The organism is Pseudomonas sp. NBRC 100443 (genome assembly GCF_030268185.1).
Lineage (GTDB): Bacteria > Pseudomonadota > Gammaproteobacteria > Pseudomonadales > Pseudomonadaceae > Pseudomonas > Pseudomonas citronellolis.
In genome coordinates, this window is record NZ_BSQE01000002.1 from 180,077 (window position 1) to 199,237 (window position 19,161).

Genomic DNA, 19,161 nt, shown 5'->3' on the forward strand with positions numbered 1-19,161 from the left:
GCGATCAAATAACGTCCAATCGCTTGTTCCGATCCGTCAATAAGACTCCTCTATGACGGAAACGACGCATTCAATGCAGGCCGGAAGTCGCTTTCACGGCCGGCTTCGATGGCGCCGCTCTGCGCCGCCAGCAGCGCTTCGGGGCTGTTCAGGTTCTGCAGGCGCAGGGCAGGCCCTTGGCCTTTCCTCCCATTCTCCGGCCTTTTCCACCGGCGAGCAGAAGTCTGGAGCAGGGTATTTCGATAGTGCTCATGCTCGTTGTATCCGAAGGCTCGGAATCGAAGGCGGAAAACTGCAGAACTTGCAGCGGATGCGTCCAATTGTAAATGCTTACCGGAAGATAGATGCGCCTTATGGAAACACTCTTCTTGTCGATAGAAGACTCCGATCGGAGAGTTTGCCATATCGATTGGACGACGCCGGTCTTTGTCTCTAGTTTCCACGGAAACTTCCAACTGGAGCGATGCCCCGTGAGTGTCAAACCGAATACGGAATTCATTCCGCTGAACATCGCGGTATTGACCGTCAGCGATACGCGAACTTTCGAAAACGATACGTCGGGCGAGTTGCTGGCGAGCCGCTGCGTCGAGATCGGCCATCGCCTGGTGGCGCGCGTGCTGCTCAAGGACGACCTCTACCGGATACGCGCGCAGGTCGCCGCCTGGATCGCCGAGGAGGAGGTGCAGGTGGTGCTGATCACCGGCGGCACCGGCTTCACCGGCCGCGACAGCACCCCGGAGGCCGTCGCCTGCCTGCTGGACAAGCAGGTCGAAGGCTTCGGCGAGCTGTTCCGCGCGCTGTCGATCCTCGACATCGGCAGCTCCACCGTGCAATCCCGTGCCCTGGCCGGCCTGGCCAACGGCACCCTGGTGTGCTGTCTGCCGGGCTCCACCGGGGCCTGCCGGACGGCCTGGGAGGGCATCCTGGTCGAGCAGCTCGATTCGCGGCACCGCCCCTGCAACTTCGTCGCGCACCTCAAGCCCGGCAACGCCTGCGGGCCGCGCCAATGAAGGGCGCGGCGCCGATGCCGGTCGACGAGGCCCTGGGCCGCCTGCTCGACCTGGCGCAAGGCTCGCCCATCGCCGATATCGAGGAAATCGCCTACACCCTGGGCTACACCGACCTGGCCAACTTCCGCCGCGCCTTCAAGCGCTGGGAGGGCATGCCGCCCTCGGCGTACCGTGCCGCTCAGCTGAGGACGTAGTCCACCGGTTGCAGGGGCGGCGGCAGGTCCCTGTAGCCCAGGGCGCCGAGGATGTCGCGCTCGATGACGCGGACCATGGCGTCGGTGGGCAAGTCGTTCTCTTCGCGGCCGAAGGGGTCTTCCAGCTCGTTGCTGATGGCGTCCAGGCCGAAGAAGGTGTAGCTGACGATGGTGGTGAAGATGGGCGCCATCCAGCCCAGCGGCTCGGCCATGGCGAAGGGCAGCAGGATGCAGAAGATGTAGATGGTGCGGTGCAGCAGCAGGGTGTAGGGGAAGGGGATGGGCGTCGCCTTGATCCGCTCGCACACGCCCTGGGCATCGGTGAAGGCGGCCAGGCGCTGCTCCAGCGTCACGTAGCGCCATTCGCTGATGCGTTTTTCTTCGGCCAGCTGCGAGCAGACGCTGCCGACGTGCTGGAGGATGCCGTCGGTGACGTTGTGCGCGGCGATCGGCGTGTCGCTGGCGAGCCAGGGGCGGGCGGCCTTCAGCTCGTCCTCGTTGCGCAGCCGCGCGTTGAGCGCGTGGGCGTAGCCGCAGAGCGCGCGCAGCAGGCGTTCGCGCAGGGCGGCGTCGCTGATGGCGACGCTCTCGCGGATGAACGAGCGCATGTCGATGATCACCTTGCCCCAGGTCTTGCGGCCTTCCCACCAGCGATCGTAGCAGGCGTTGTTGCGGAAGCTCATGAAGATCGACAGCGACAGCCCCAGCAGGGTGAAGGGCGTGGCGTTGACCCGCGCGAAGAACGCCGGATGGCGGCTTTCGACGAGCACGATCAGCGAAGCCAGCAGGGTGACCAGCAGGCTGCGGAAGGCGATGCGCTTGGCGATGGAGCCCTTGAGCGTGAACAGCACGCGCAGCATGTCGGGTTGCGGTTGGACGATCATGGCGATTCCGAAGGGGCGGCTAGCCGCCGGTCATGTTCATGAAGCGCAGGATCTGCACTTCGCCGCCGACCTCGAAGTGGTGGCGCTGGGGCTTGAGCCGCATGGCCTGGCGGATCGCCTTGTCCAGCCGTTCGGCGTCGCCGGGGTGGGCGCGCAGCACCTGCTTGAGGTCGGCCGAATGCTCGTTGCCCAGGCACAGCAGCAGGCGGCCCTCGACGGTCAGGCGCACGCGGTTGCAGCTGCCGCAGAAGTTGTGGCTGTGCGGCGAGATGAAACCGATGCGGATTTCCGGCGCCTCGGCCAGGCGGCAGTAGCGCGACGGGCCCTGGGTGGATTCGGCGGATTCGATGAGGGTGAACCGCTCGCCGATGCGCTGGCGCACCTCGTCGCTGGAGCAGTAGGACTCGTCGCGCTGGTGCTCGTCGATCACGCCCAGGGGCATTTCCTCGATGAAGGAGATGTCCAGCTGGCGGTCGATGGCGAAGCGCACCAGGTCGACCACCTCGTGGTCGTTGCGGCCCTTGAGCACCACGCAGTTGAGCTTGGTGTGGCGGAAGCCGGCGCGGCGCGCGGCGTCGATGCCGGCGATCACCTGCTGCAGGTCGCCGGTGCGGGTGAGCGCCTTGAAGCGCTGCGCATCCAGGCTGTCGAGGCTGATGTTCAGGCGCGCCAGGCCGGCATCGTGCAACGGCTGCGCCAGGCGCTGCAGCTGCGAGCCGTTGCTGGTCATGCACAGCTCGCGCAGGCCGGGCAGGGCGGCGATGCGCGCGCACAGCTCGACGATGCCCTGGCGCACCAGGGGCTCGCCGCCGGTGAGGCGGATCTTGCGCGTGCCCAGGGCGACGAAGCGCTCCGCCACGCGGTACAGCTCGTCGAGGGTGAGGATGCGCTGGCGCGGCAGGAACTGCATGTTCTCGGCCATGCAGTACACGCAGCGGAAGTCGCAGCGGTCGGTCACCGACATGCGCAGGTAATCGATCTTCCGATTGAAACCGTCGATGAGTTCGCCAGTATTGTCATTCAATTCCGAGTTGCCTCTCGAAGTGATCGTTCATTGCTCTTTGCACGCAGGCGTTGGCATCTTTTTATTAATGCTCTGGCGATCTTCGAGGTGAGGCTAGTCAGTTCGCCCAGGGGCGTCAAATTGCTTTTGATTACCGGTTGATAAGAGTGGTCTATCAAGCGCCTTAATTGTCCATTCCACCCTTCTACTGCGGGCATTCCAGGCCTGATAGACGGTTCTGATCAGGGTTTAATTTATTTCGATTGGACGCAATCTCCGCTTCTCAATAGCCTGATGTCACAAGGCGAACCAATGTCTTTCCAGCTTTCAGGCCGATTGTTCGAAAAAAGGCCCTGGAACTTGGACCTGAGCACAACTCACCCGGTGTTGCGAACAGCAAGTTTCGCGCAAGGAAGTTGCTCGCTCAGCGTTCCGATATTGGCGTGCTCTTAGCGTCGCCTTTTTCTGCCTGAGAACTTTCATTCTCTGCGTGTAATCGAGGAATGCCTGAATGAGCCAAGACGAACATATAAGGCGCTACACCGGACCGGCCGCCGGCTGGGGCGCGCTCAAGAGCGTGACCAAGAGCTGGCTGGGCAGCGAGAACGCGGTCAAGAACCTGCGGGCGATGCTCAAGACCAACCAGAACAGCGGCTTCGACTGCCCCGGCTGCGCCTGGGGCGAGTCGCCCGAGAACGGCCTGGTGAAGTTCTGCGAGAACGGCGCCAAGGCGGTCAACTGGGAATCCACCGGGCGCTCCGTCGACCCCGACTTCTTCGCCAAGTACAGCGTCAGCGCGCTGGCCGGGCAGAGCGACTACTGGCTCGAATACCAGGGCCGCCTGACCCATCCCATGCGCTATGACGCGGCGACCGACCACTACGTGGAAACCACCTGGGACGAGGCCTTCGCCCTGATCGCCCGGCACCTGAAGGCGCTGAAGTCGCCGGACGAGGCGGAGTTCTACACCTCCGGCCGGGCCAGCAACGAGGCGGCCTTCCTCTACCAGCTGTTCGTCCGCGCCTTCGGCACCAACAACTTCCCCGACTGCTCGAACATGTGCCACGAGGCCAGCGGCCTGGGCATGGCGGAAACCCTCGGGGTGGGCAAGGGCACCGTGGTCTTCGACGACCTGGAGAAGGCCGACGCCATCTTCGTCATCGGCCAGAACCCCGGCACCAACCACCCGCGCATGCTCGAACCGCTGCGCGAGGCCGTGCACCGCGGCGCCCAGGTGATCTGCATCAACCCGCTGAAGGAACGTGGCCTGGAGCGTTTCCAGCACCCGCAGCACCCCTTCGAGATGCTCAGCAACGGCTCGGAGCCGACCAACACCGCCTACTTCCGCCCGGCCCTGGGCGGCGATATGGCGATGTTCCGCGGCATGGCCAAGTTCCTCCTGCAGTGGGAGCGCGAGGCCCAGGCCAACGGCGAGCCGCCGGTGTTCGACCACGCCTTCATCCGCGAGCACACCAGCGGCCTGGACGACTACCTGGCGGCGGTGGACGCCACCAGCTGGGCGCACATCGTCGGCCAGTCCGGCCTGAGCCTGGCCGAGATCGAGCTGGCGGCGCGCATGTACCGCCGCGCCGAGCGCGTGATCATGTGCTGGGCCATGGGCCTGACGCAGCACCGCCACTCGGTGCCGACCATCCAGGAGGTGGTCAACCTGCAACTGCTGCGCGGCAACGTCGGCAAGCCCGGCGCCGGCCTGTCGCCGGTGCGCGGCCACAGCAACGTGCAGGGCGACCGCACCATGGGCATCGACGAGAAGCCGCCGACCTGGCTGCTGGACGCCCTGGAGAAACGCTTCAGGTTCCAGGCGCCGCGTGGCCACGGCGACAACGCCGTGCTGGCCATCCAGGCCATGGAAGCCAGGCGCGCCAAGGTGTTCCTGGCCCTGGGCGGCAACTTCGCCCAGGCCACCCCGGACACCCCGCGCACCCACGCCGCGCTGCGCAACTGCGAGCTGACCGTGCACATCGCCACCAAGCTCAACCGCTCGCACCTGGTCACCGGCCGCGACGCGCTGATCCTGCCGTGCCTGGGCCGCACCGAGGTCGACATGCAGGCCGAAGGGCCCCAGGGCGTCACCGTGGAAGACACCTTCAGCATGGTGCACATCTCCCACGGCCAGCTGAAGCCGCGCTCGCCGCACCTGCGCTCGGAACCGGCGATCATCGCCGGCATCGCCAAGGCCACCCTGGGCAACCGCCCGATCGACTGGGACTGGGCCATCGCCGACTACGGGCACATCCGCGACCTGATCGCCGACGTCATCCCCGGCTTCGCCGACTTCAACGCGCGGCTGCAGCACCCCGGCGGCTTCCACCTGGGCAACGACGCGGCCGAGCGGGTCTGGAAGACCGCCAGCGGCAAGGCCGGCTTCACCCCCAGCGAACTGCCGCTGGAACTGGTCAACCAGGCGGTGCTGGCCCGCGGCGAGCGGCCCGACCTGATCCTCCAGACGCTGCGTTCCCACGACCAGTACAACACCACCCTGTACGGCCTGGACGACCGCTACCGCGGGGTGTTCGGCCTGCGCGAGGTGGTCTTCGCCAACGAGCGGGACATCCGCCGCCTGGGCTTCGAGCCGGGCGAGAAGGTCGACCTGGTGTCGCTCTGGGAAGACGGCATCGAGCGCCGCGTCCACGGCTTCCAGCTGGTGGCCTACGACCTGCCGGCCGGGCAGGCCGCGGCCTACTACCCGGAGACCAACCCGCTGGTGCCGCTGGAAAGCTATGGCGAGCGCACCTTCACGCCAACTTCCAAGTTCATCGCGATCAGGCTGGAGAAGGCCCGGGAAGACAATCGGATCCATTCGACTGTCGCCTGAGGCGGACTCCCGTGCGGCAGCCGGAGGACGGCTGCCGGCATTTCATGAATGAGCGATCAATAAGGGTTTCGCCATGTTGAACCTACAGGCGTTGGACCTGGCGCGGATTCAATTCGCGTTCACGGTCTCCTTCCACATCATCTTCCCGGCCATCACCATCGGCCTGGCCAGCTTCCTGGCCGTGCTCGAAGGGCTCTGGCTGAAGTCCGGCAACGCGGTCTACAAGGACCTCTACAAGTTCTGGTCGAAGATATTCGCGGTGAACTTCGGCATGGGCGTGGTCTCCGGCCTGGTCATGGCCTACGAGTTCGGCACCAACTGGGCGCGCTTCTCCGACTACGCCGGCAGCATCACCGGGCCGCTGCTGACCTACGAGGTGCTGACGGCGTTCTTCCTGGAGGCCGGCTTCCTCGGCGTGATGCTCTTCGGCTGGGACCGGGTGGGGCGCCGCCTGCACTTCTTCGCCACGGTGATGGTGGCCATCGGCACCATGATCTCGATGTTCTGGATCCTCTCGTCCAACAGCTGGATGCAGACGCCCCAGGGCATCGACATCGTCGATGGGCGCGTGGTGCCGCTGGACTGGCTGAAGATCGTGTTCAACCCGTCCTTCCCCTACCGCCTGGTGCACATGGCGCTGGCCGCCTACCTGTCCACCGCCTTCTTCGTCGGCGCCTCGGCCGCCTGGCACCTGCTGCGCGGGCGCGACAACCCGGCCACGCGGACCATGCTGTCGATGGCCATGTGGATGGTCCTGGGCGTGGCGCCGCTGCAGGTGCTGGTGGGCGACGCCCATGGCCTGAACACCCTGGAGCACCAGCCGGCGAAGATCGCCGCCATCGAGGGGCACTGGGAGAACGTGCCGGGCGAGCCGACGCCGCTGATCCTCTTCGGAATCCCGGACATGCAGGCCGAGCGGACCCGCTACAGCCTGGAAGTGCCGTACCTGGGCAGCCTGATCCTGACCCACAGCCTGGACAAGCAGATCCCGGCGCTGAAGAGCTTCGCCCCGCAGGACCGGCCCAACTCCACCGTGGTGTTCTGGAGCTTCCGCCTGATGGCCGGGCTGGGGATGCTGATGATCCTCTGCGCCCTGGCCGCCCTGGTGCTGCGCCGCGGTGGCGCGCTGTACCGCAACCGCGCCTTCCTGGGCCTGGTGCTGGCGATGGGGCCCTCCGGGCTGATCGCGCTGCTGGCCGGCTGGTTCACCACCGAGATGGGCCGCCAGCCCTGGGTGGTCTACGGCATGCTACGCACCAGCCAGGCGGTCTCCAACCACAACGTCGCGCAGATGAGCCTGACCCTGGCGCTGTTCGTGGTCATCTACTTCTCGGTGTTCACCGTCGGCCTGGGCTACATGATGCGCCTGGTGCGCAAGGGGCCTGGCCAGCAGCACCTGATCGATCCGCTGGACAGCGAGCCCGCCGGGCCTTCCAGCATCCGCAGACCTATGTCGGTTGCCGGCTGAGGAGGTTGCAACATGGGTATTCAAGGTATCGACCTGTCGGTCATCTGGGGCGTGATCATTGCCTTCGGGCTGATGATGTACGTGATCATGGACGGCTTCGACCTGGGGCTGGGGATTCTCTTCCCGCTGGTGTCCGACTCCAGTGAACGCGACGTGATGATGAACACCGTCGCCCCGGTGTGGGACGGCAACGAAACCTGGGCCGTGCTGGGCGCCGCCGCGCTCTACGGCGCCTTCCCGCTGGCCTATTCGGTGATCCTGGAGGCGCTGTACCTGCCGCTGGTGCTGGTGCTGGCCGGGCTGATCTTCCGTGGCGTGGCCTTCGAGTTCCGCTTCAAGGCCAAGCCGCAGAAGCGCCACATCTGGGACAAGGCGTTCATCGCCGGCTCCTTCCTGGCGACCTTCTTCCAGGGCGTGGCCATCGGCACCTACATCAACGGCATCCCGGTGGTGGACCGGCAGTTCGCCGGCGGCCCGCTGGACTGGCTGTCGCCGTTCCCGCTGTTCTGCGGCCTGGGCCTGGTGGTGGCCTACGCGCTGCTGGGCAGCACCTGGCTGCTGGTGAAGACCGAGGGCATGCTGGAGTCGCGCATGCGCCACTACAGCCGGCCGCTGACCTACCTGCTGGCGGCGGTGATCGTGGTGATCTGCGCCTGGACCGCCTGGCTGCACCCGAACATCGCCCAGCTGTGGTTCTCCGGGCGCCACTGGGTGCTCTTCGCGGTGATCGCCGCGCTGGCGGTGGCGTCGATGTGCCTGGTCCAGTCGAACCTGCGCAAGCGCCATTCGCACCTGCCGTTCATCAGCGTGCTGGCCCTGATGTTCCTCGGCTACCTCGCCCTGGCGGTGAGCATCTGGCCGAAGATCATCCCGCCGGCCATCGACCTCTGGCAGGCCGCCTCGCCGCCGTCCAGCCAGCTGTTCGCCCTGATCGGCGCGCTGTTCATCATCCCGATCATCCTCATGTACACCTTCTGGAGCTACCACGTGTTCCGCGGCAAGGTCACCGCCGCAGACGCCTACCACTAACTCCCCACGAGCCACACGACAGCTGGCGGTGGCCGCGCCCGAGCGCGGCCGCCCCCGGCGCGGGGACGCTTTTTTCCGAATTCCAGCGGGCCGCCCGTGCCGGCCCGTACAGATACCGATAACGGAGCCTTGCGATGAAAGACGATAAAGATTCAGTCCGTGACGACGCCGCCCAGGAAAACGACGCCGAACTCGACAACCAGGCATTCGTGGAATCGCTCCGCGAGCTGATGGGCGAGTACGACAAGACCCTGGAGGACGTCATCGAAATCCTCGAGACCGATGCCGACTGGATCGCCAACGGCGACCAGGCCAAGGGCGCGAAATACCAGAAGATCCGCGCCCGCAAGGTCTACCGCAACCCGCACACCGGCGAGACGGTGCGGACCAACAACCGCGACCACAAGACGCTGCTGGGCTGGAAGGACGTCTATGGCGAGGAGGTCGTGGAGTCCTGGATTCTCAGCTAGCTCGCATTGATGGGTATCGCTTCGCTCAACCCATCCTACGAAGAGCGGGCCACGCAGCCCCATACCTACGCTACTCCATGCAGGAGCGCGCCCTGCGCGCGAAATCGCGGGCAGGGCCCGCTCCTACAGGTGGGTTCGGTGGGAACATGTGTAGGGCGCATAACCGTTCGCGGTTATGCGCCGCCGTCCGTGCCACCGAGGTGTCCGGCGTGGGCGATTATCCTTTTTTCCCCGGCGTCAACACCACGCTGGCCTCGCTGGTGAGCACCCGGAAGGTGAAGGTCTCCAGGAAGTACAGCTCCACGCTCGTCGCGCTGTGGCTGGCATAGCCGATGGAAATGTCCTGGCCGATGTCCAGCTCGAAATCACCGCCGCGCGTGCTGAGCACGAAGCCGCCTTCCAGGGCGGGGGCCCAGATGATGCCGCCGTCCACCTGCTGCTCCATGTGGTGGAAGACCGGGTAGCCCTCGTCGCTGCCGCCGCTGGCCGCGGTGTAGGCGTCCGCCCCCAACACCAGGGCATAGGGGCCGTTGACGCCGGCCAGGCGCAGCTGGCTCAGCGCCTGCGCCACGGCGCCGGAGTAGCCGCGCACGTTGGCCGGCAGCACCACGCCGGCATTGCTGCTGGCCTGGCGGATGCCCTGGATGCCGGCCGCGGCGTAGCCGTCGAACACCGCGCGGTCCTCGGCGAAGGCCAGCTTGCGGGCGGCGTCCTTCAGCGGGTCCCAGTCCGAATCGTCCGAACCGCGCTCCACGTCGTCGATCGCCTGGCGGCTCAGCTCGAAGGGCACGCGCAGCTCGACGATCGCCCGGGCATCGCGCTGGGCGGCCTGGATGCCCTCCGCCGGGGCCGGCAGCGCATGCAGGTGGCCGGTGCCCACCGCGGACAGGCCGAGGCCGCCCGGCGGCGGCACGTCGACCACGCGGCGGGCCGCGAGGTGGCGCTTGAGGGTGCGCGTGGCCTCTTCGTCGATCTGGGCCCAGGCCTTGTCGGAGATGGGGGCGAGTTCACGGTGCAGGTTATTCATTGCCTGATTCCTTTAGTGAGCCAATGCCGAGGGAGCCGTCGCGGGGCGCCAGCGGAGGCAAGCCGTCCTGCGCGGGGAGGGCAGGGGCGGCAGCTACGCTGGCGTCCGGGGTTACCTGTTCGAGAAAACTGGCCGAAGGCACGAAGAACAGGCTGCCGGTCACCGCGCGGCTGAAGTCCAGCAGGCGGTCGTAGTTGCCTGGGGGCAGGCCGATGAACATGTTCTCGAGCATCCGTTCGATGCGCCGCGGCGAACGGGCGTAGCCGATGAAATAGGTGCCGAACTCGCCCTTGGCGATATCGCCGAAGGGCATGTTGTCGCGCAGGATCTCCAGTTGTTCGCCGTCTTCGACGATCGTGGTCAGGGCGTTGTGCGCGTTGCTCGGCTTGACGGCGTCGTCCAGCTCTATGTCGGAGAGCTTGTGCCGGCCGATGATCCGTTCCTGCTCGGCCACCGGCAGCGCGTTCCACCGGGCCAGGTCGTGCAGGTACTTCTGCACGACGACGTAGCTGCCGGCGACGAAGTTCTCGTCCTCGCCGGCGATCAGGGTGGCGTCCAGCGCGGCCTGGCCCGCCGGGTTCTCCGTGCCGTCGACGAAGCCCAGCAGGTCGCGGGCATCGAAGTAGCTGAAGCCCTGCACCTCGTCGGCGGTGGCCACGGCGTCGCCGAGGCGGGCCATGATCTGCGTTTCCAGCTCGAAACACAGGTCCATGCGCTCGGCGCGGATGTGGAACAGCAGGTCGCCCGGGGTGGACACGGCGTGGTGCGCGCCCTGGATTTCGCGGAAGGGGTGCAGCTCCCGCGGCCTGGGCTGGCCGAAGAGGCGGTCCCAGGCCGCCGAGCTGAAGCCCATGACGCAGGACAGCAGCCCCTGCGGGGCGCGGAACCCGATGGCCCGCAACAGGCCGGGCAGGTCGGCGCACAACGCGCGCACGGCGGTTTCGCCGGCCTGGCCGGGGTTGATCGTCAGCACCAGGAAGATGGCGGCCCGGCTCAGCGGGGCGGTGACCGACTGGGGAACGGCTGTGGACACGCGTTGCTCCTCTTGCAGGCTCATTTCAACGGGTAGGACCGGACGCCGGAAACGCCGCCCACCTGCTCGCCGGGCGTGAAGCCGGTCGATGACTATCGGCTTGCGACACCGAGGAAGATGCTTCAGTAAAGTTCATGTTGCTTTTGCAGGCCAATGCAGCATCTCCGGCAGACTCCGAGCACATTGGCCAGCCTCGGCCGTTCGCCAGTTGTAAATCAGCCTGACGAAACGTCCATAAAGCTCACTTGTTCCCTTCCCGGAAGCCCCTCAACCTGTCGACCCGTTTCCCAGGGGAGCCAACCCGATGAACCCTCGTGTGCTCTGTCCGTCCATGTCGTCGCTGCTGGCGTTCGAGGCTTCCGCCAGGAACCGCAGTTTCACGCGTTCTGCAAAAGAGTTGTGCCTGAGCCAAAGCGCGGTGAGCCGGCAGATACAGGTGCTGGAAGAGTCGCTCGGGGTGACGCTGTTCGAGCGGACGGGGAGGCAACTCCTGCTGACCGAGGCCGGCAAGCGCTATGCCGAGGAGGTCGCCGCCGCGCTGACGGCCATACGCCAGGCGACGGAGCGGGTGGTCCGCCTGGGGCGCAACGCGGCGGCGCTGAACCTGGCGGTGCTGCCGGCGTTCGGCTCCAAGTGGCTGCTGCCGCGGCTGCCGCGCTTTTATTCGGCCAATCCCGGCATCCAGGTGCACATCCATTCGCGGGTCGGCCCCGTCGAGTTCGACGGCGAGCTGGATGCGGCGATAGTGGTGGGCGAGGGGCGCTGGCAGGGTGTCGCCGCCTACCCGCTGTTCGAGGAGGAACTGGTGCCGGTGGTCAGCGCACGGGCCCGCCTGCCGGAAGCCCTGCGCCAGCCCGCCGACCTCGCCGCGCTGCCGCTGCTGCGGGTGGTGGCCAGGCCCGACCTGTGGCGCGACTGGTTCCGGGCGCAGGGCATCGGTGCGGAAGCGCTGAGGCTCGGGCCGCAGTTCGAACTCACCGCCCACCTGCTCCAGGCGGTCTGCGCCGGCCTCGGCGCCGGGCTGGTGCCGCGCTTCCTGGTGGAGGACGAACTGGCCAGCGGAGCGCTGAGGATTCCGCTCGACTCGGCGCGGCTGCGCGGCACCGGCTATTACCTCGTCGCACCCGGCCACAGGGTCCACGACGAGGCTTTCCTGGCCTTCAGGGACTGGCTGCTCGGCGAGCTGTAGCCCTCAGCGCGGCTCCAGGGCGGCGCGTGGGTCGCGCCGGGCCAGCCGGGCGAGCAGCGTCTCGACTTCCCCTGTCGCCTGCTCCGACAGTGGCGTGAATGGGCGCCGCTGGCGATCGCTGCGCAACAGGCCACGGCGCATCAGCACGTACTTGCGCACGGCGAGCCCCACGCCGGGCTGCTGTTCGTAGCGCAGCAGCGGCAGGTGCGCATCGAAGAGGTCCAGGGCCTGCTCGATGTTGCCGGCGCGGACCGCGGCGAGCATCTCGCAGAGCATGTCCGGGAAGCAGTAGCCGGTGTTGGCCCCGTCCGCCCCGCGTCGAAGCTCCTGGTCCAGGAACAGGGCATTGTTGCCGCAGAGGATGGAGATGCGCCGCATGCTGCCTTCGGCTTCGAAGCGGCGCAGCGCGCTGATCTTCTCCAGGCCCGGCCAGTCCTCGTGCTTGAGCATCACGCAACTGTCGAGCTGGTTGACAATGCGCCGGATGACGTCCGGCGACATCTGCACCGAGAAGGTCAGCGGGTAGTCCTGCAACACGAACGGTACGTCGCTGCCGATGGCCTCCACGGCCTGCTGGTAGTAGCCGACGATCTGCTCGTCGCTCCGCAGGGTATGGGGCGGGGCGATCATCACCCCGGCGGCGCCGCGCTCCATGACCTCGCGGGTGAGCGCGCGCATCGCCGCGAAGCCCGGCGCCGTCACGCCCACCACCACCGGCAGGTCGCCGGCGCGGCGGATCATCCGCGTGGCCACTTCCAGTGATTCGCCGTGTTCCAGCTTCGCCGCTTCCCCCAGTTGCCCGAGCACGGTGATGCCGCTGGCGCCGGAGCACAGGTAGAAGTCGATCAGCCGGTCGATGGCGGCGAAGTCGACACGGCCGTCGTCGAGAAACGGCGTCGGGGCTATGGGGTAGACGCCTTGGGCATGGGCGGTCAGTCGCATGGGCTTCTCCTGGGAGGCTCGGGTTGCAGGGCGAACCCAGACTAGGCCGTGCCCGGGGCGTTTCCAAAACGGGCAAAACTCATGGGTCCCATGCGTTTGGCGAAGGCACGGGCGGCTCCTTCGGGGCGCGCTGGAAGCCGCGCGGCCATGGGCCCGCGCAGGCTCTGCCGGAAGCGTTCATGGCGTTTACAGGTGGCCAAAAAAAGTGACTTGTTGGGCCCCGTCCACGGGGGCATTGTGGCTCCACGGCGGCCGTTTCCTGTCATTCGCTTTTACCGGACGGGCCATCGCCGAACGAGGTGAAGAACAAGAACGCATTCCTGCCGTACCCATGACCGCTGCCCAAACCTCCAAGAACAATTCATCGAGGGCGTTCGAGTATGAAGAATCGTAAGTCAGGCCAGTTGATCATCAGCATGCTGGCGTTGCTGGGAGCCTCCGTCGCCACGGTGCAGGCGGCCGTTCCCGAGGTGGCCGAGCCGGTGAAGATCTCCTTCATCAACTCATCGGATTCGGACTTCATCGCCGCCGTGTACGGCCAGGCGCTCAAGCAGGCGGGCTACGAGGTCAAGTACGTCACCGTGGATTCCGCCGCGCAGTACACCGCGGTGCAGACGGGCGATATCGACGTGACGCTGGGCGCCTGGCAGACCACCGGCGTCGAGATGACCAAGGCCGCCCTGGCTTCCGGCAAGGTCACCAACTACGGGCCCACCGGCGTGAAGGTCACCGAGGGCTGGTGGTATCCGCAGTACCTGGTGGAGGTCTGCCCGGGCCTGCCCTCGTGGGAGGCGCTCAAGCAGCCGAAGTGCGCGGCGGCCCTCGCCACCGCCGGCACCGCGCCCAAGGGGCGCTTCGTCGATGCGCCGGCGGACTGGGGCTCGCGCTCGGATGAGCGCATCAGCCACTTCGAACTGCCCTTCGCCCTGGTGAACTCGGGTTCCCCGGCCGCGCTGCTGGCGACCTTCCAGGGCGCGATCGACCGCAAGCAACCCATCCTGGGCTGGATGTACACGCCCAACTGGTTCACCGAGAAGAACCCCGGCGCCTTCGTGCAATTCCCCGACTCGCGCCCGGAGGTGGACGTCCTGAAGCTGGGCAACAAGGCCGCGTTCGCGCGGATACCGGTGGCGGAGAAGATCCTGCAGAAGTTCACCCTGGACAAGGGCGCCGTCGCCAAGGCGATGGACCAGATCGACAACGAAGGAAGTTCCCCCGAGGAGGAGGCCGACACCTGGATATCCGCGCACGCGGACCGGGTGCAAGGCTGGGCGAAATAGCGATCGGCCGTTCAACGGGCGTTGCCCTGGGGCAAACGCCGAACAGCCGAACATCGGGTTTCGTGGGAGTAATGATTGTGTCGACCTCTGTACAGAACAACGAGTCTCTTGCCCTCAAGGCCGTCGACGTCTGGAAGGTATTCGGGACCGACTGCGAGCGCTATCTCAGCAATGCAAGCCAGCCGCGCGACGCGCAAACACTCGGCAGGCTCGGCTACATCACCGGCGTGCGCGAAGCCAGCTTCGAAGTGCGCGAGGGTGAGATCTTCATCCTCATGGGGCTCTCCGGCTCGGGCAAGTCCACGCTGCTGCGCTGCCTGACCGGGCTCTACCCGCTCAGCTGTGGCGAGGTGATGATCGCCAACCAGTCGCTGGCCAGCGCCACCAGCCAGCAGCTCAGGGACATCCGCCGGCGCAAGATCAGCATGGTCTTCCAGAACTTCGGCCTGCTGCCGCACCTCACGGTGCTGGAGAACATCGCCTTCCCGCTGCGCATGAACGGAATGCCGCGCGAACAGCGCCTGCAGGAGGCCCGGCGGGTTCTCGAGCTCGTCGGCCTGGCCGGCCGCGAATCCTTCTACCCTCACGAGCTGTCCGGCGGCCAGCAGCAGCGCGTGGGCATCGCCCGGAGCCTGGTCACCGACCCGGCGATCTGGTTCCTCGACGAACCGTTCTCCGCGCTCGACCCGCTGATCCGCAAGGAGATGCAGAACGAGTTCATCCGCCTGCAGTCGAGCCTGCGCAAGACCATCGTCTTCGTCACCCACGACTTCGACGAGGCCGTGCGCCTGGGCGACCGGATCGCGATCATGCAGCACGGCGAGATCCTCCAGATCGGCACCGCGGAGGACCTGGTGCTGCGGCCGGCCAACGACTACGTGAAGGCGTTCGTGCAGGACATCCCGCGGGAGAAGGTGGTTTCGCTGCGGGCGCTGCTGGAACCCGCCAGCGCCGACATGGACGGCGAAGCGCCGTTCAGCCTGGAGATGAAGGTCGGCCAGGCGGCCCAGCGCCTGATCGAAGCGGACCGCCCTATCGCCGTGGTGGACGCCGACGGCGCCGTCGTCGGCCAGGTTTCCCGGGCCTCCTACTCGAAGTGGTTGAAGAAATGACGAGTCCTGCCATGACGAACCTGCTCGCAGAGCCGGCCACCCCGGACAACAACGCTTCCGCCGGCAAGCCGCGCACGGGCAAGGCCCTGCGCCCGCTGCTGAGTGTCGCCCTGACGGCGCTTGCCCTCGGCCTGCTGGCCTTGCTCAACCAACTGGAGTGGGCGCGCACTTTCCCGCAGGCCTGGGCGGTCGATGCCGGCAGCTACGTCACCCGCTTTCTCGGCGCGGTCACCGCGCTCAGCGTCGGGCCCTGGACCCTCGTCGATCTCACCCGGGCAATAGCGTCGCTGCTATCGTGGCCGGAGCGCCTACTCACCGGCGTGCTGACCCAAGGCTTCAGGTTCAGCCTGTTCGGCGGCGGCCCGCTGTGGATTCCCGCCATCCCGTGGTTCTCCGTGGCCCTGGTGTGCCTGCTGACCAGCCTGCGTTTCGGTGGCAAGCGCCTGGCCCTGCTGGTGGGCGCGTGCCTGGCGTACTTCCTGTTCACCGGCCTGTGGGACTCCGCGCTGCAGACACTGGTGACGGTGATGGTCGCCATTCCCATCGGCTGCGGGCTGGGGCTGCTGCTGGGCATCCTGGCGTACCGGCACCCGCTGGCCGAGGCGATCCTGGAGCCGTTCTACGACACCATGCAGACGCTGCCGATCTTCTCCTACCTGGTGCTGATCGTGGTGTTCTTCGGCTTCGGTCCGGTCGCCGGCCTGGTGGCGCTGGTGGTGTACGCGATGCCGCCGATGGCGCGCATCACCACCTTCGCCCTGCGTCGCACCCCGCGCTCGATCATCGAGTTGGCCGAGATCACCGGCTGCACCCCGCGCCAGCGCTGCTGGAGCGTGCAGGTCCCGGCGGCCAGGGCGACGCTGCTCACGGGCCTGAACCAGGTCATCATGCTGACGTTCTCCACCGTAATCATCTGCGCGATCATCGGCGGCGAAGGCCTGGGCGCCGAGGTACTCAAGGGCCTGAAGTCCATGCGCCTGGGTGGGGCCCTGGTGGCTGGCGTGGCGATCACCCTGATGGCCATCATGCTCGATCGCGCCTGCCGTACCTGGGTCATGCGACGCCCCGAGCAGGGTCAGGCGCGCAGCAGGCTGCCGCTGCTGCCGCTGTGCCTGGCCATCGTGCTGCTGGGCGTGGTTGCCGTGTGGTTCTTCCCGGCGGCCGCGCACTTCCCCAGCGCGCTGGAGTTCCAGCCGGGCAAGTTCCTCAACCAGCAGTTGCGGGTGTTCAACCTCGCCTACCAGGCCGAGCTGTCGGCCTTGCGTGACGGCATGATTTCCTGGCTGCTGCGCCCGGCCCGCGAGCTGTTCGGCGCCTTCGGCTGGCTCACCACCCTGCTGGGCATGGGCGCCCTGGCGCTGGCGGTCGGCGGGCGCAGGCTGGCGGCGATGGTGGTGCTGCTGCTCGGCGCCGTGGCGCTGTTCGGCCTGTGGCCCAAGGCGATGCTGTCGCTGTACCTGGTGATGGTCTCGACCCTCACCGCCATCGCCCTGGGCCTGCCGCTGGGCATCCTGGCCGGCCTCAACCGCCGGGCCTACGCGGTGCTGGAGGTATTCGCCGACACCCTGCAGACCTTGCCGGCCTTCGTCTACCTGATTCCGGTGGTGGTGCTCTTCGAGGTGGGCGACTTCGCCGCCTTCGTCGCCATCGTCCTGTTCGGCCTCGCGCCGGTAAGCCGCTACGTCGCCGCGAGCCTCCAGCAGGTGGGCGGCGAGTACAAGGAAGTCGCCCGCATGAACGGCTGCACGCCGCTGCAGGAGTTCTTCCACGTGCAACTGCCGCTGGCGTTCCCGCAGATGCTGCTGGGGGTCAACCAGACCATCATGCTGTCCTTCGGCATGCTGATCGTGGTCGCCCTGGTGGGCGCGCAGGGGCTGGAGGCGGAAACACTCTCGGCCATCGGCCGCGTACAGCCGGGCCAGGGCCTGATCGCGGGCCTGGGCATCGCGGCGCTGGCAATCTCGGTCGACCGCATCGTGCGGGCGGCCGTCAACAAGCTAACACCCGGCGAGAAGCGGGTTTCGGGGAAGAAAGCATGAGTGGCTCCAAGCAATACGACTACATCATCGTCGGCGCCGGATCGGCGGGCTGCGCCCTGGCGGGCCGACTTTCGGAGGACCCGGCGGTCTCGGTGCTGCTGCTGGAGGCCGGGCCGAAGGACTGGGACCCACGCTTCTCCTTCCCCCTGGGGGAGGCCGTCACCGTGGGCACCCGCTACGACTGGTCGTTCAAGTCCGAGCCGGAGCCCGAGCTGCAGGGCCAGCGCTTCGACCTGCCGCGCGGGCGGGTGCTGGGCGGCAGTTCGTCGATCAACGGCAAGCTCTACGTGCGCGGCAACGCCCTGGACTACGACGAGTGGGAAGCGCTGGGCAACCCGGGCTGGGGCTTCGACTCGGTCCTGCCGTGCTTCATGCGCTCCGAGCGCTGGGAGGCGGGGCCGAGCCCGCTGCGCGGCGACAGCGGGCCGCTGGAAACCTCGTTCGGGCATTACCAGCACAGCGTCTACCAGGCCTTCATCGATGCCGGCACGCGCATGGGCTTCGCCGCCAACCCGGACTACAACGGCCCCAGCCAGGAAGGCTTCGCCTGGTCGCAGTACACACACACCCATGAATCGGTGGCCCGCTGCTCGTCGGCGCGCGCCTACCTGCGGCCGGCGAAGGACCGCGGCAACCTCACGATCCTGACCGGCGCCGTCGCCTGTCGCCTGCTGCTCGACGGCGACGTCTGCGAGGGCGTGGTGGTGCGCCACAAGGGCAGGGAGGCGACCTTCCGCGCGCGAATGGACACGGTGCTGTCCGCCGGCGCCTACCAGTCCCCGCAACTGCTGATGCTTTCCGGCGTCGGCGATCCCGAGCTGCTCGCCGAGCACGGCATCGCCACCCGCCACGTGCTGCCCGGCGTGGGGCGGAACCTGCAGGACCACTTCGGTTCCACCATCCAGTACGAAAGCCGCACCTCGGACACCTACTACCGCCTGATGAACCCGGTGAACGCCGTGTCCGCGCTGCTGCAGTACGTGGTGCGCCGCGAGGGGCCGTTCTCGGTATTCCCGATGAACGCCCTGGCCTTCGTCAAGACGCTGCCGGAGCTTGCCCGGCCCGACGTGCAGTTCCTGATGTTCCCCAGCGCGGTCAACCCCAACAGCGCCAACGACCCCTGGCCGCGCCGCCATGCCCTGGCGATCCAGTGGGCGGTCTGCCGCCCCCGGAGCCGCGGCGAGGTCACGCTCAATTCCGCCGATCCGCTGGACCCGCCGCGGATCATCCACCGCTTCCTCAGCGACGAGGCCGACAAGGCCACCAACCGCCGCGCGTTCCGCCTGGCTCGCGAACTGTTCCGCCAGGAGCCGCTGCGGGCCCTGGTGGGCGAAGAGTTCGCGCAAAGCCGGAACTGCACCACCGACGCCCAGATCGACCAGTACATGAGCTACCTCTCCGGCAGCCATTACCACCCGGTGGGGACCTGCAAGATGGGTAGCGACGATATGGCCGTGGTCGATGCCCGGTTGCGCGTCCATGGCATCCGCGGGCTACGGGTGGTGGATGCGTCGATCATGCCGACCATCGTCGGCGGCAATACCAACGCGCCCTCGATCATGATCGGCGAGCGCGCCGCGGAACTCATCGTCGAAGAGCGTCGCAACGGCCTGAAGATCCCGGCCTGAGGCTCGACGACAGCTGT

At 67.1% G+C, this 19,161-nt stretch carries 17 protein-coding genes; 11 read left to right on the forward strand and 6 right to left on the reverse strand.

What is annotated here, in order from left to right; genetic code table 11:
* Nucleotides 1-50: 50 nt before the first annotated feature.
* The gene (locus QSJ95_RS03055) at nt 51-443 is read right to left on the reverse strand and encodes a hypothetical protein (protein ID WP_285639963.1); all 393 of its coding nucleotides are present in this window, start codon (nt 441-443) and stop codon (nt 51-53) included.
* Between the two features lie 27 nt (nt 444-470).
* Here QSJ95_RS03055 and moaB point away from each other — a divergent pair, with 27 nt between their 5' ends.
* Both moaB and QSJ95_RS32860 read left to right on the forward strand, forming a co-directional pair.
* Nucleotides 471-1,010, forward strand: a complete 540-nt coding sequence (gene moaB / locus QSJ95_RS03060; protein WP_058070373.1) for a molybdenum cofactor biosynthesis protein B — start codon at nt 471-473, stop codon at nt 1,008-1,010.
* A 14-nt stretch (nt 1,011-1,024) separates the two neighbouring features.
* Nucleotides 1,025-1,204: a helix-turn-helix domain-containing protein gene (locus tag QSJ95_RS32860; protein WP_052267791.1), complete on the forward strand. Its 180-nt coding sequence runs from the start codon at nt 1,025-1,027 to the stop codon at nt 1,202-1,204.
* On the opposite strand, the gene QSJ95_RS03070 is transcribed toward QSJ95_RS32860, so the two are convergent.
* A complete protein-coding gene (locus tag QSJ95_RS03070; protein ID WP_285639967.1) occupies nt 1,189-2,088 on the reverse strand; it encodes a bestrophin family protein in 900 nt (299 codons plus the stop codon). The two genes, QSJ95_RS32860 and QSJ95_RS03070, sit on opposite strands and share 16 nt — an antisense overlap.
* Nucleotides 2,089-2,107: 19 nt before the next feature.
* Nucleotides 2,108-3,112 (reverse strand): GTP 3',8-cyclase MoaA, encoded by a 1,005-nt coding sequence (moaA, locus tag QSJ95_RS03075; protein WP_043272837.1) that lies wholly within the window; start codon nt 3,110-3,112, stop codon nt 2,108-2,110.
* Nucleotides 3,113-3,602: 490 nt separating this feature from the next.
* On the opposite strand from moaA, the gene QSJ95_RS03080 reads away from it, so the two are divergent.
* The 4 genes from QSJ95_RS03080 to QSJ95_RS03095 all read left to right on the forward strand — a co-directional run bounded on the left by QSJ95_RS03080 (nt 3,603) and on the right by QSJ95_RS03095 (nt 8,894).
* Complete coding sequence (locus QSJ95_RS03080; protein ID WP_043272835.1) at nt 3,603-5,927, forward strand: FdhF/YdeP family oxidoreductase; 2,325 nt, start codon at nt 3,603-3,605, stop codon at nt 5,925-5,927.
* 73 nt (nt 5,928-6,000) lie between these two features.
* Entirely contained in the window at nt 6,001-7,395 is a 1,395-nt protein-coding gene (locus tag QSJ95_RS03085; protein WP_061561784.1) for a cytochrome ubiquinol oxidase subunit I, read from the forward strand.
* A 12-nt stretch (nt 7,396-7,407) separates the two neighbouring features.
* Nucleotides 7,408-8,424, forward strand: a complete 1,017-nt coding sequence (cydB, locus tag QSJ95_RS03090; RefSeq protein WP_253411776.1) for a cytochrome d ubiquinol oxidase subunit II — start codon at nt 7,408-7,410, stop codon at nt 8,422-8,424.
* A gap of 134 nt (nt 8,425-8,558) precedes the next feature.
* Nucleotides 8,559-8,894: a histone-like nucleoid-structuring protein, MvaT/MvaU family gene (locus QSJ95_RS03095; protein WP_074983873.1), complete on the forward strand. Its 336-nt coding sequence runs from the start codon at nt 8,559-8,561 to the stop codon at nt 8,892-8,894.
* Between the two features lie 217 nt (nt 8,895-9,111).
* Here the strand turns inward: QSJ95_RS03095 and QSJ95_RS03100 are convergent, their stop codons facing one another.
* Both QSJ95_RS03100 and QSJ95_RS03105 read right to left on the reverse strand, forming a co-directional pair.
* Nucleotides 9,112-9,921: a family 1 encapsulin nanocompartment shell protein gene (locus QSJ95_RS03100; protein ID WP_285639972.1), complete on the reverse strand. Its 810-nt coding sequence runs from the start codon at nt 9,919-9,921 to the stop codon at nt 9,112-9,114.
* Entirely contained in the window at nt 9,914-10,978 is a 1,065-nt protein-coding gene (locus QSJ95_RS03105; RefSeq protein WP_285639974.1) for a Dyp-type peroxidase, read from the reverse strand. The genes QSJ95_RS03100 and QSJ95_RS03105 overlap by 8 nt, the downstream gene beginning before the upstream one ends.
* A 280-nt stretch (nt 10,979-11,258) precedes the next feature.
* On the opposite strand from QSJ95_RS03105, the gene QSJ95_RS03110 reads away from it, so the two are divergent.
* The gene (locus QSJ95_RS03110; protein WP_502945259.1) at nt 11,259-12,143 is read left to right on the forward strand and encodes a LysR substrate-binding domain-containing protein; all 885 of its coding nucleotides are present in this window, start codon (nt 11,259-11,261) and stop codon (nt 12,141-12,143) included.
* 3 nt (nt 12,144-12,146) lie between these two features.
* Here the strand turns inward: QSJ95_RS03110 and QSJ95_RS03115 are convergent, their stop codons facing one another.
* Complete coding sequence (locus tag QSJ95_RS03115; RefSeq protein WP_285639976.1) at nt 12,147-13,085, reverse strand: dihydrodipicolinate synthase family protein; 939 nt, start codon at nt 13,083-13,085, stop codon at nt 12,147-12,149.
* A 380-nt stretch (nt 13,086-13,465) separates the two neighbouring features.
* On the opposite strand from QSJ95_RS03115, the gene QSJ95_RS03120 reads away from it, so the two are divergent.
* The 4 genes from QSJ95_RS03120 to QSJ95_RS03135 all read left to right on the forward strand — a co-directional run bounded on the left by QSJ95_RS03120 (nt 13,466) and on the right by QSJ95_RS03135 (nt 19,144).
* Entirely contained in the window at nt 13,466-14,365 is a 900-nt protein-coding gene (locus QSJ95_RS03120) for a glycine betaine ABC transporter substrate-binding protein (protein ID WP_285639978.1), read from the forward strand.
* 71 nt (nt 14,366-14,436) lie between these two features.
* A complete protein-coding gene (locus QSJ95_RS03125; RefSeq protein WP_024128910.1) occupies nt 14,437-15,477 on the forward strand; it encodes a quaternary amine ABC transporter ATP-binding protein in 1,041 nt (346 codons plus the stop codon).
* 11 nt (nt 15,478-15,488) lie between these two features.
* Nucleotides 15,489-17,516 carry an ABC transporter permease gene (locus QSJ95_RS03130; protein WP_051879238.1) on the forward strand — a complete coding sequence of 676 codons (2,028 nt, stop codon included), beginning with the start codon at nt 15,489-15,491 and terminating at the stop codon, nt 17,514-17,516.
* Nucleotides 17,513-19,144 (forward strand): GMC family oxidoreductase, encoded by a 1,632-nt coding sequence (locus QSJ95_RS03135; protein ID WP_285639981.1) that lies wholly within the window; start codon nt 17,513-17,515, stop codon nt 19,142-19,144. The genes QSJ95_RS03130 and QSJ95_RS03135 overlap by 4 nt, the downstream gene beginning before the upstream one ends.
* The last annotated feature ends 17 nt before the right edge of the window (nt 19,145-19,161 follow it).